Origin of the sequence: Silvimonas sp., assembly GCF_031291215.1 — a bacterium.
GTDB lineage: Bacteria > Pseudomonadota > Gammaproteobacteria > Burkholderiales > Chitinibacteraceae > Silvimonas > Silvimonas soli.
Genome location: NZ_JARLJK010000064.1, coordinates 336165 through 347487 on the forward strand (window position 1 = coordinate 336165; position 11323 = coordinate 347487).

At 56.6% G+C, this 11323-nt stretch carries 10 protein-coding genes; 3 read left to right on the top strand and 7 right to left on the bottom strand.

Features of this window, described 5'->3' with window-relative positions; genetic code table 11:
- Positions 1-55 precede the first annotated feature (55 nt).
- The 3 genes from P4L78_RS07750 (at position 56) to P4L78_RS07760 (ending at position 3558) form a co-directional block, all read left to right on the top strand.
- Positions 56-934 carry a pirin family protein gene (locus P4L78_RS07750; RefSeq protein WP_283150733.1) on the top strand — a complete coding sequence of 293 codons (879 nt, stop codon included), beginning with the start codon at positions 56-58 and terminating at the stop codon, positions 932-934.
- 137 nt (positions 935-1071) lie between these two features.
- Complete coding sequence (gene sbcB, locus P4L78_RS07755; protein WP_309327480.1) at positions 1072-2493, top strand: exodeoxyribonuclease I; 1422 nt, start codon at positions 1072-1074, stop codon at positions 2491-2493.
- Between the two features lie 114 nt (positions 2494-2607).
- Positions 2608-3558 (top strand): bile acid:sodium symporter family protein, encoded by a 951-nt coding sequence (locus P4L78_RS07760; protein WP_309327481.1) that lies wholly within the window; start codon positions 2608-2610, stop codon positions 3556-3558.
- A 119-nt stretch (positions 3559-3677) separates the two neighbouring features.
- On the opposite strand, the gene P4L78_RS07765 is transcribed toward P4L78_RS07760, so the two are convergent.
- The 7 genes from P4L78_RS07765 to cls all read right to left on the bottom strand — a co-directional run bounded on the left by P4L78_RS07765 (position 3678) and on the right by cls (position 11108).
- A complete protein-coding gene (locus P4L78_RS07765) occupies positions 3678-4748 on the bottom strand; it encodes a glycoside hydrolase family 18 protein (RefSeq protein ID WP_309327482.1) in 1071 nt (356 codons plus the stop codon).
- Positions 4749-4969: 221 nt separating this feature from the next.
- Positions 4970-5323 carry a RidA family protein gene (locus tag P4L78_RS07770; protein WP_283150737.1) on the bottom strand — a complete coding sequence of 118 codons (354 nt, stop codon included), beginning with the start codon at positions 5321-5323 and terminating at the stop codon, positions 4970-4972.
- Positions 5324-5491: 168 nt separating this feature from the next.
- Complete coding sequence (locus P4L78_RS07775) at positions 5492-6682, bottom strand: fatty acid desaturase (protein ID WP_309327483.1); 1191 nt, start codon at positions 6680-6682, stop codon at positions 5492-5494.
- Between the two features lie 126 nt (positions 6683-6808).
- Complete coding sequence (locus tag P4L78_RS07780; RefSeq protein ID WP_309327484.1) at positions 6809-8170, bottom strand: mechanosensitive ion channel domain-containing protein; 1362 nt, start codon at positions 8168-8170, stop codon at positions 6809-6811.
- On the bottom strand, positions 8167-8667 hold the full coding sequence (rfaE2, locus tag P4L78_RS07785; protein WP_283150740.1) for a D-glycero-beta-D-manno-heptose 1-phosphate adenylyltransferase: 501 nt from the start codon (positions 8665-8667) through the stop codon (positions 8167-8169). Before rfaE2 ends, P4L78_RS07780 begins: the two co-directional genes overlap by 4 nt.
- Positions 8668-8671: 4 nt before the next feature.
- Positions 8672-9511 carry a ferritin-like domain-containing protein gene (locus P4L78_RS07790; RefSeq protein WP_283150741.1) on the bottom strand — a complete coding sequence of 280 codons (840 nt, stop codon included), beginning with the start codon at positions 9509-9511 and terminating at the stop codon, positions 8672-8674.
- 202 nt (positions 9512-9713) lie between these two features.
- Complete coding sequence (gene cls, locus P4L78_RS07795) at positions 9714-11108, bottom strand: cardiolipin synthase (protein ID WP_283150742.1); 1395 nt, start codon at positions 11106-11108, stop codon at positions 9714-9716.
- Positions 11109-11323 lie beyond the last annotated feature (215 nt).

The following is an 11323-nucleotide window of genomic DNA, read 5'->3' on the forward strand; positions in this document are numbered from 1 at the left end:
ACAACGCCGGGCGTTACCGAATACGCCCGGCGTTTTCCTGTCTGCGGAGATTTTCATGTCTGAATTGATCCATATCACCGGGCGCGCCGAAACCGTTGGCGGCCTGCCGATTTCACGCCTGCTGCCCGCATTGCAACGCCGCGCTGTCGGTCCGTTTGTGTTTGTTGATCACATCGGCCCCGCCACACTGGTGCCAGGGCAAGGACTGGATGTGCCGCCGCACCCGCATATCGGGCTGGCGACCGTGACTTATCTGTTCGAAGGCATTCAGTTGCACCGCGACACGTTGGGCAATGAAGTCACCATCGTGCCGGGCGATGTAAACCTGATGAGCGCCGGGCGCGGCATTGCGCACTCCGAACGCACTCCCGCAGATGCCCGCAATGGCGGCAATCTACATGGCGTGCAAACCTGGCTGGCTTTGCCACGCGAACTGGAACAAAGCTCGCCGCATTTCGAACATTACGATTCGGCGGTGTTGCCGCGCTTTGGCGAAGATGGCGTCAGCGTGCATTTGTTGATCGGCCAGATGTTCGGGCATATCTCACCAGTGGCCGTGCCCTCTTCCACGCTCTACGCGGTGATTGATCTGGCTGAGGGTGCCGAGTTGGTTATTCCCGCCGATTATGCCGAAAGCGCTGTGCTGTTGATTAGCGGTGCAGCTACCGCCGCAGGCGAAACTCTGGGCGCCAACGAACTGGTACTGCTGGCAGCGGATTCCGCTACACCGTTGCGTGCCAGCGATGCCTCGCGCATCTTGTTATTGGGTGGCGCACCGCTGGATGGTCCACGCACCTTGTGGTGGAATTTTGTCGCCAGTGATCGTGAATTGATTGAGGCCGCCAAAGTCGCCTGGCAGGAAGATCGCTTTGGCAGCATCCCCAACGAAACCGAGCGTTTGCCACTGCCGATCAAACGTGCCAGCGTAGATTGACCGACGCTCGCCGCGAGCTTGCTACAATGCTCGTGAATCACCGTATCTAACCGGGAGTGCTCCGGGTGATACTGCGTGATTCACGAGCATTTTTTATGTCTTCTTTTCAATCCATCTGAATCAGGCAACCGTAATTCATGGCCGATCTCACCTTTTTCTGGCACGACTACGAAACCTTTGGCGTGGTGCCGCGGCGTGACCGCCCGGCCCAGTTTGCCGGTATCCGCACCGATGCCGAGCTCAACGAGATCGGTGAACCCATCGAGCTGTTTTGCCAGCCCGCGCCGGACTTTCTGCCCGATCCGCAATCGTGCCTGATCACCGGGATTACCCCGCAGCATTGCCAGCAAGTGGGCGTGCCCGAGTACCAGTTTGCCGCTGCGGTTGAACGCGCGCTGGGCGAGCCGGGCACGGTGGGCGTGGGTTACAACTCGATCCGCTTTGATGATGAAGTCACCCGCTTCATGTTCTGGCGCAATCTGCTCGACCCGTATGCCCGCGAGTGGCAAAACGAATGCGGTCGCTGGGATTTGCTCGATACCGTGCGTACCGCCTATGCCTTGCGCCCGGAAGGCATTGAGTGGCCGACCAATGAGGAAGGCAAGGTCAGTTTCAAGCTGGAAAACCTGACTCAGGCAAATGGCTTGGCGCATGAAGCGGCACACGACGCCTTGTCTGACGTGCGTGCCACCATCGCGCTGGCCCGGTTGATCCGTGAGAAACAACCACGCCTGTTTGATTTCTGCCTGAATCTGCGCAAGAAAGACCAGGTGCTGAAAGAGATTGGCAGCGAACCCCGCGCCTTTTTCCACGTATCCGGCATGTTCGGCGTGGAACGCGGCTGCATCGCGCTGGTATGGCCGCTGGGCTGGCATCCATCCAACAAGAATGAACTGATTGTGTGGGACCTGGCATTTGACCCAGCCGAGCTGGCTGGCCTGAGCCCGCAAACCATCCGTGAGCGCATGTTCACGCGGCTGGCCGATCTGCCCGAAGGCACCAGCCGCTTGCCGATCAAGACCATCCATATCAACAAGTCGCCTATCGTGATCAGCAACCTCAAGATTCTCACACCGCAAATGGCCGGAAAATGGGGCGTCGATATGCAGCAGGCTCTGGCATATGCAGACGCGTTCGCCAGCCAGAGCAAGGTGGATTGGGCCGCGGTTTATCGGCGCGAACCGCTACCGCCGCTGGATGTGGATGAAGATCTCTACGGCGGGTTTATCAATAACAACGATCGACGCACGCTCAACCAGTTGCACGGGCTGGATGGCGCGGCGCTGGCCAGCAAGCGCGTGCAGTTTGAAGATCGTCGGCTGGAAGAACTGCTGTTCCGCTATCGCGCCCGCAACTTCCCCGAATCGCTGAACGAAGAAGAACAAAACCACTGGCAGCAATTGCGGGTGGAGCGGCTGATTCAGGGTCGCGACGGTTATCGCACATTGGAAAGCTTTGCCGAGAGCATCGACACGCTCTCCGAAACTGTCGATGACCGTGGCGCGGTAGTGCTTGAGGCCCTGTATGACTACGCCGAATCCATCGCGCCAGAGTGGTAACAGGTGCGCAACCCGCGCCGCAGGGTGCGGGTTGCAGTGGCAAAACAAACCAGTAAGATGAGCGGACCTAAAACAACAAGCAGCGCGATAGCCGCTGACTAAGGGATCCGACTCATGCTCGCCAGAATCACCCGCCTGTTTCCGCTGTGGGCAATACTGCTTTCCGTCATCGCTTACCGCAGCCCCGCCACTTTCAGCCCGATTCAATCGCATACCGCGCTGCTGCTGGCGATCATCATGTTCACTATGGGCCTGACGCTCACGGTGGCTGATTTCAAACGGGTGCTGACCCGGCCGGCACCGGTGATCGCCGGGATTGTGCTTCATTACATTGTCATGCCGTTGGCCGCCTGGTGTCTGGCCAAAGCCTTCCATATGCCCGCAGACCTGGCGACTGGCATGATCCTGGTGGGCAGCGTAGCCAGTGGCACGGCATCCAATGTGATCATCTATCTGGCGGGCGGTGACGTCGCATTGTCGGTCACCATTTCTTCGCTCTCTACGCTGGTCAGCGTGGTGGCGACGCCACTACTGACACGGCTGTATGTAGATGCATCCATCACTGTCGACATGCTGGGCATGCTGCTCAGCATTTTGCAAATTGTGATCTTGCCGATTGCGTTGGGTCTGGTGATCTACCGCTTTTTCAGCAGTGCCGTGCGAAAAATCGAACCGTGGTTGCCGCTGATCTCGATGACAGCAATTGTGGTGATCATTGCAGCCATCGTCGCGGGCAGCCAGAAGAACATCGCCTCGGTGGGCGTGGTGGTGATCATCGCGGTGATGCTACACAACGCCATCGGTTTGCTCGGCGGCTACTGGGGCGGCAAATTGCTGGGTTTTGAGGAATCAGTCTGCCGCACCTTGGCGATTGAAGTCGGGATGCAGAATTCCGGGCTGGCCGCGCAATTGGGCAAGACCTATTTCAGCGCGCTCGCAGCATTGCCCGGCGCGCTGTTTTCGGTCTGGCACAATATTTCCGGAGCGTTGCTGGCTGGCTATTGGCAAGGCAAACCGGCAAAGACTGCTCGTGCGGCCGCCGCCGAGTTGGCCGAGCAGCAGTGAAACCACTAGCAACATCAGGTTCGTACTTCAAAGCGCAAACCTGACTGCGGCGGCAACATTGAGCGGTGGGTTACGCCGGAGGGCTAACCCACCCTACGCTTGGCGAGCAATCCCGCCCATCAATCCTTCAGACCTTCCCACAATGTGGCCAGTAGCGTATCGGTGTGGTCTTCGGTGTATTCCCAGAAGAACGCTCCGGCCAGCTTGCGCTCTTTGAGAAACGCCAGTTTGTGGCTCAGCGATTCGGCATCTTCATAGCTGACAAAAGTGTCGTTGTACAACAGCCACGGCGCTTTGGCGTCGTCGTCCCAGTGGCGGGTCGCGCCGTCCGGCAGCAACTTGCCGACGATATCGTCGTAGTTGATTGAGGTATTGCTCTTGGGCGTGCCTGGCGCACCCAGACCAGCCCTGCCGACGCCATCCAGACCTCGCCCGTAAAACGCGCAACCGAGCACCAGCTTGTCCGCGGGCAGGCCGTTGGCGATAAACAAATCCACCGAACGCTGGCAGCTGTCGCCTTCCGGATCGCCCGGCGTGTTGAACAGATTGGTGTGATGACCGGCCTTGGTGGCCCAGCCGTTGTAGTAGTCGTAGGTCATCAGGTTTACGAAATCACACAGCCGCGCGACCTCGGCCATTTCGACGCCATCCAGATAATACTGGCCAGCACCGGCGGCAATCGTCAGCAGGTAGCGCGCTTTGCCTGTGCGACCTTCAGCATCGGACAGTTGATCCAGGCGCTCACGCAGCGCGGCCAGCATCAAGGTGAAGTTATGTTGATCTTCTGGCCGCGCCACGATGCTGGCCATGTCGTTGGACGGGTATTCCCAATCCAGATCGATCCCGTCCAGCCCACGTTGAGTCATGAACGCGATGGCAGAATCAGCAAAGATGGCGCGCGATTCGTCCGTCAACGCGGCATCGGAAAAACCATCCGCGCCCCAGCCGCCAATCGAGATCAGCAGTTTCAGTTGCGGATTAACGCTACGCAGCTCATGCAGCTTGGCAAAGTGCTCTTCCGAGCGCGGTTGGTGGCCCGCGTCATCCTCACCGGTCAGCAACACCACCTTGCCGTCGCGGATATTGGCGAAGGCATAGCAAATATGAGTCAGACGCTGGGCATCGCGCAGCAGCGGCAATGCGCTCCAGTCGCGCCATCCAGCAAAATACGCCAGCAAGATATTCGACATATGAAACTCCACTCTCAATCGGTTTCGAATTGGCCGGGATGATGTGCATCCTCTTGTGGACATTATGCGATGAGCCATCTGCGGTCAGGCAGAATGGGGCAAGCCGGGTCAATTCTGATAACGGGTAGATTCAGGGCGCTGGCCGTTGTGGCATGGCCAAAAGCAAAACACCTCGTTTTAGACGAGGTGTTTTGGTCAGAGCCAATCCTGCAGGCACGACGTTACAGCGCGGCGATGACCGTAAATTCAACCTTGTAGCGTGGATCAGCCAGCTTGGCTTCAACCGTGGTGCGGGCTGGCGTGTGGCCCGGCGCTACCCAAGCCGACCATGCGGCGTTCATTGCATCGTATTCGTTGATCACGTCGGGCAGGTAGATGGTGACCGTCAGAATTTTGGTTTTATCAGAACCCACTTCGGCCAGCATGCGATCAACCGCCGCCAGCGCTTCTTCGGTCTGGCCTCGGGTATCTTTGTCGAGCGACTCGGCGATCTGGCCGGCCAGGTAAACCGTGTTGTTATGTACCACGATCTCCGACATGCGCGGCCCGACGTGATAACGCTGAATACTGGACATGGGTTTTCCTTCCAATGCAGATAGAGGTGGGATCGTTGCTCTGCCCCTTGTTTATGCCTCAGTGCGGGCATGGCGGGCGAGCTACCAGACTTATTGTCGCGCCAATAAACAAAAAGGCGAACCCGAAAGTTCGCCTTTTATATTTTGCCAGTCAGTGATGACAGCAAATCAGACTGCAGCAACCCGGCGCAGACGCATCGAGAAATCATGCAGTGCCGCGATACCGCTAGCCTCAGCACGGGCGCACCAGTCTTGCAGATGCACCAGCAGTTCAGCACGGCTCAGGCTGGAACGCTCCCACAGACGGGTCAGTTCCTGGCGCATCTGGTAAACCTGATCCAGCACGGAGCTTTGGGCCAGTAGTTTGTCCAGGTGCGGCTTGTCGTCAGCCGGTGTGTCTTTGGCATCTTGCTTGAGCCACACCTTCATCTGCCGTGCCGGATTGAAATCGGCAGTCGGCAATGCGGCGTTGGCACGCAATTTGTCCAGTTCTTCGCCCACGGTCAACTTGAGCGATTTGGCATAGTTGGCGGCGATGGTATAGCGGTTGGCAATAATGGCGGCCAGCGCGTGTTCGTCCAGCTCCATGCGGCCATCAACCATCTTCATGCGCGGCGCAACCTTGCGCACTTTGGCCATTTTCAGAACAGACAAACAGCGGATATACGCCCAGCCCAAGTCGAATTCCCACCACTTGTTGGAGAACTTCGCCGAAGTCCCGAAGGTGTGATGGTTGTTGTGCAGTTCTTCGCCGCCAATGATGATGCCCCAAGGCACCAGATTGCGGGATGCATCTTCACATTCGAAATTGCGGTAGCCAAAGTAGTGACCGATACCGTTGATCACGCCTGCGGCCCAGAACGGGATCCACATCATTTGCAGCGCCCAGATCCACAGACCATTGGCACCAAACAGACTCAGGTTGATGATGGCCATCAACGTTGGGCCCATCACGCTGTGCGGCGTGTAGACATTGCGCTCAAGCCAGTCATCCGGAGCGCCAACGCCGTATTTTTCGATGGTCTCTTTATTCTTGGACTCTTTGCGATACAGCTCGGCACCTTCCCACATGACCTTTTTCAGGCCCAGTACTTGCGGGCTGTGCGGATCTTCAGCGGTTTCGCAACGCGCGTGGTGTTTACGGTGAATCGCCACCCATTCTTTGGTGACCATACCGGTGCTCAGCCACAACCAGAAGCGGAAGAAATGGCTGGGAATTGGATGCAAATCCAGGCCGCGATGGGTCTGGTTACGATGCAGATAAATCGTTACCCCTGCGATCGTGATATGGGTAAAAACCAGCATAACCACGATATAGCCCCACCAGGGCAGGTCGATCAGGCCGTTCAGCCATTCCATCAAGAAACTCTCCAGAACAAAGGGTGCCGTTGTCATATTTCTTAATATGAATCAAAGGCGAACGAGATATTACAGAATAATTGCTTGCAGCGCGCAACCGTTCGTATGTTTAGAGCCACAGCTTGGCTAGTTGTCGGGCGCTACAACGGTTTTATTGGGCTCCGACGTGGCATAACCTTGCAAATTACCATCGCCAGCGAGCTTGTTCGATGGTTCAAAGTGCACCACATCCAGCCGGTTGAACGGAATATTGATGCCATGCCGCTTGAACAGGTGCCAGACCCGCAGGTTGATTTCTGACTTCAAACTACCCTGCCCGTTCTCCGGATCCTTGATCCAGAAGCCCACCGATACATTCACCGCACTATCGCCAAAGCTGTCCAGATACGGGAAGGGTTTGGGGTCTTGCACCACCCGCTCAAGCCCTTCTGTGGCTTGGACCAGCAACTGCAGTACAAGGTCCATATCCGACTCATAACCGACGGTGAACGCCAGCTTGGTCCAGATTTTCTTGTCGGTGTAAGACTGGTTGACCACAGTGGACGTCACCAGTGTGTCGTTTGGCACCAGTGCTTCCGTACCATCCAGCCCTTTGAGCACGATATAGCGTGAGGTCAGGCGCGAGATCACACCCTGGCGATCGCCAATCTGCACCAGATCACCCAGACGTACCGAGCGATCCAGCAAGATGATGAAACCCGACACGTAATTGGAGGCAATCTTTTGCAGACCCAGCCCCAAGCCAACACCCAGAGCGCCGCCAAAGACCGACAGTACGGTAGGGTCGATTCCCACCAGTGGCAGCGCAACCAATACGGCCATCACCACCAAGAGCGTCTGGATGATCTTGGTCAGCATCACCCGCAAACTGGTGTCGAGCATGTCCGCGCGCATCAACCAGCGTTCGGCCAGACGACTTAACCACATCGCCACCAGCATGGTACCGGCGACGGAAGCCAGACCTTGCAGGATGGTGAGCACAGAAATACGCTGGTGGCCCAGATGAAAGCTGATGTCGTCCAGCGAATCAGCAATCTCCGGCAGGATGCCAACCACGTGCAAAGCGTACGCAAGCCAGATTAGCGCGGCGATGCGCCGTTCCCACCGCCCAACCCATGGCGCCTCGTTGAATACATGGCGCAACAGATAGGCAATGACGCTGATGTTGACCATGGCCAACAGCAGTACGTCCGCCACTCCGATCAAGCGAAATGCAATGCCTGGATAGATCGTCGCCAGCACCACCGTACCGAGTTTGGTTACGGTGAGTGCTGTAAGCGGGAAAATCAGCCGGATAACGCCCTGCCCCAGCCACTGCCAACGCGATTGCTCGCTATATAACTGCGGCTTGAGAAAGTGGTAGAGGATCACCCCAGCTAGCACGGCGACCAGCACCACGCCCATCTGGCTAACCAGATCTGGCCGGATCCAGCCATGCTGATTGATATCGCCGATCAGCTCGGCGACCAGATTCTCACGCGGGGTCATTGCGACTCGCGAATGCGTTTAAGGGTTTCGGTCGTTGATGTGGCATACATGAAGGGAATGGAATGAACCTGGCCGCCCCAGCCCAACACTTCAGTGCTACCGACAATCCGGTCTATGGCCCAATCGCCACCTTTAACCAGGATATCCGGCCGGATCTGCATGATCAGATCGTAAGGCGTATCGGCATCAAACCAGGTCACCAGATCGACACTTTGCAACGCAGCCATGACGCTCGCGCGTTTGATCTGGTCGTTGATCGGGCGATCCGGCCCTTTGCCTTGCCGACGCACAGAAGCATCGGTGTTGAGCGCAACAACCATCGCCGCACCCAGCGCCCTGGCTTGAGCCAGGTAAGTGACATGCCCACAATGCAGGATGTCAAAACAGCCATTGGTAAACACCAGTGGCCGCGCCAGATGCGCGATTCGCCCGGCCAGTTGTTCTGGCGGGCAAATCTTCTTTTCAAAATCCGGGTGAGGGTATTGCGAGACTGTCATTGACTCAGGCCTGACCGAGGTTCGCGACCAATTGTTTGCGGTAGCGATTCAGATCAGTGGCAGTTTCAAAGGTTTCACCAAACAGGCTCGAAAGATTGCGCAAGATACCGCCCACTACGCGACCTTCCCATTCCTTGCCAAACTGGATTTGTGTATCCAGCCAGTTTTCCAGCCATTCCGGATCAGGCAAACGGCTTTGAATGGTGTCGTTCGGGTACAGCTCTTTATTGACGTGCAGATTGGTCGGATGCAGTGGCTTGCCGGTCCGTGCCGACGACGCCATCAACATGCCGATCTTGGCAAAGGCCAGACGGGCTTCATCACCCAGCTTGTCTATCGCACGCTTCATGTACTTGAGATATGCGCCACCGTGACGGGCTTCATCGGTAGACAGCGTTTTGTAGATTTGCTTGATGACCGGTTCGGTATGCCATTCAGAAGCACGGCGATACCACTGGGTCAGGCGCACTTCGCCGCAGAAATGCAGCATCAGTGTTTCCATCGGCGGAGCCGGATCAAACTCGAAACGCACGGCATGCAGTTCTTCTTCGGTCGGTGCCAGCTCCGGACGGAAGCGGCGCAGGTATTCCATCAATACCAGCGAGTGCTTCTGTTCTTCGTAAAACCAGATCGACATGAAGGCAGAGAAGTCGGAATCATCTTTGTTGTCGCGCAAAAACATCTCGGTGGCAGGTAAAGCGGACCACTCGGTGATTGCGTTCATCTTGATCGTCAACGCCTGCTCGTCGCTCAACTTGCTCGCGTCAAACTGATCCCATGCGATATCGTCCGCCATATCCCAGCGGGCTTTCTCAAGATCAGCGAAAAGTTGGGGGTAAAGCATTCAATCGACTCCTGCGGCGACAGTTCTAATTAGGAAAGTGAAACTTCCTAATTAGACAGGCAGATTCGGATCAGGGCAAGGCATTTCAAACGCCATACATGAGAATGTAAGGCATTACCAAACCATTGTGGTGCGCACGCCAACACTGTAATCGGGGATACACCCCAGCTTGCGCCAAGTAAAAATCCTCAGACAAACGGGCTTACAGCAGCGGTGAAAACAGCCTGGCCCACGCTTCGCCGAACGCTGCCACACGGGTAAGTTTGCGCGGATGCACCACGCGCGTGCATTCAGACAGATCATCGTAAAAACGCTGGGCGAGTGCATCCGCCAAGGGCGCACCATAGGCCAGCACGCTCACTTCGAAGTTGAGTCGAAAGCTGCGATTATCAAAATTGGCGGTGCCAATGGCCGCATATTTATCGTCCACCACCAGTGTTTTGGAATGCAGCATGCGCCCGGTGTATTCCCAAACCCGCACACCAGCGATGATCAGTTCGTCAAAATAAGAACGCGCCGCCTCGGTTACAATCCAGGAGTCGCTGCGATGTGGCACCATAACCTGTACATCTACCCCGCGCAAAGCGGCATTAGTCAGCGCGATCATCGCGCCTTCATCGGGCACAAAGTAGGGGGTTGCCAGGCAAATGCGTTTTTCTGCCGTATTTATCGCGGCCAGATACGCACGGTAAATCGGCGCCCAATCATTGTCAGGGCCCGATTGCAGCACTTGCACTATGTGCTTGCCTTCAGGTGGCTCAACATAAGGCAGGGGCTGGGGGCGTTCACCGGTGGTATAAAACCAATCCTCTAGAAACACTTGCTGCAACTGCTCAACTACTGCGCCTTCAAGTCGCAAATGCAGATCGTGATAGGCGAGCGGATTGCTGCGTTCATCTTCTTCGTCAGTGATATTGATACCGCCGGTAAACCCAACGGTGCCATCACAAATCACCAACTTGCGGTGAGTGCGCATGTTAATGACGGGGCGCAAGCTGCGAAAAGTAGTCTCATGGAAAAAAGCAAGCTCTCCGCCTGCTTGCAGCAGCGGCGCCAGAAAGCGACGGTTACAGCGCTTGGAACCAAGTGCATCCAGCAATAGCCGGACCTGCACACCCTGGCTGGCTTTACGGGCCAGCAAGTCACGCAAGGCAGTGCCAATCTGGTCTGGCTCGTAGATGTAATACTCAAGATGCACTTGCTGGGTCGCGGCTTCAATAGCGGCGAAAATGGATTCGTAAGTTGCGCCGCCATCCACCAGCAAATCAAACCGGGTACAGGTGACTGGGGGCATCTCGGTGGTTGCCTGGCCCAAACGCGCCATTTGCGTGGCATACACCGGAGGAGAGCGCCCTTGCGCGCTTCCCTGCTGACTCAAGCCAAGCCGACGCTTACTCGCCGCCCGACGCAATCGCTTGCGCTTGATTTTCTGCGGACCAAATACATAGAAAATCAGCAAGCCAATCCACGGTAGCGCAGCCAGAGAAAGAATCCAGCTGAGCGTAGCGACCGGCGCCCGACGCTGCCAGATAATCATGACCGACAATACCAGCAGGTAGAACACCCACAAGGTGGAAACGACCCAAGTGATAGTCACACGACATCCAGGACTTGTTTTTGATTGCCCAGAGAGTAGCAGGCGTGTGCAGGAAGGGTAAGGGGAGTGGCAGGTTTTGCCTTGCGCGCCTTTGCGCCGCCAAGCAAAACGCCCGGTACAGGTTCCTGTCCGGGCGTTCAAAAGGGTGTCTGGCAATGACCTACTTTCACACGGGTAATCCGCACTATCATCGGCGCTAAGTCGTTTCACGGTCC

What these genes read in the sequence shown, in the direction of transcription:
- rfaE2 (WP_283150740.1), bottom strand. Translation starts at nt 8,667, where the DNA reads ATGACAGTCTCGCAATACCCTCACCCGGATTTTGAAAAGAAGATTTGC.
- P4L78_RS07760 (WP_309327481.1), top strand. Translation starts at nt 2,608, where the DNA reads ATGCTCGCCAGAATCACCCGCCTGTTTCCGCTGTGGGCAATACTGCTT.
- P4L78_RS07750 (WP_283150733.1), top strand. Translation starts at nt 56, where the DNA reads ATGTCTGAATTGATCCATATCACCGGGCGCGCCGAAACCGTTGGCGGC.
- P4L78_RS07775 (WP_309327483.1), bottom strand. Translation starts at nt 6,682, where the DNA reads ATGGAATGGCTGAACGGCCTGATCGACCTGCCCTGGTGGGGCTATATC.
- P4L78_RS07765 (WP_309327482.1), bottom strand. Translation starts at nt 4,748, where the DNA reads ATGTCGAATATCTTGCTGGCGTATTTTGCTGGATGGCGCGACTGGAGC.
- sbcB (WP_309327480.1), top strand. Translation starts at nt 1,072, where the DNA reads ATGGCCGATCTCACCTTTTTCTGGCACGACTACGAAACCTTTGGCGTG.
- P4L78_RS07780 (WP_309327484.1), bottom strand. Translation starts at nt 8,170, where the DNA reads ATGACCCCGCGTGAGAATCTGGTCGCCGAGCTGATCGGCGATATCAAT.
- P4L78_RS07790 (WP_283150741.1), bottom strand. Translation starts at nt 9,511, where the DNA reads ATGCTTTACCCCCAACTTTTCGCTGATCTTGAGAAAGCCCGCTGGGAT.
- P4L78_RS07770 (WP_283150737.1), bottom strand. Translation starts at nt 5,323, where the DNA reads ATGTCCAGTATTCAGCGTTATCACGTCGGGCCGCGCATGTCGGAGATC.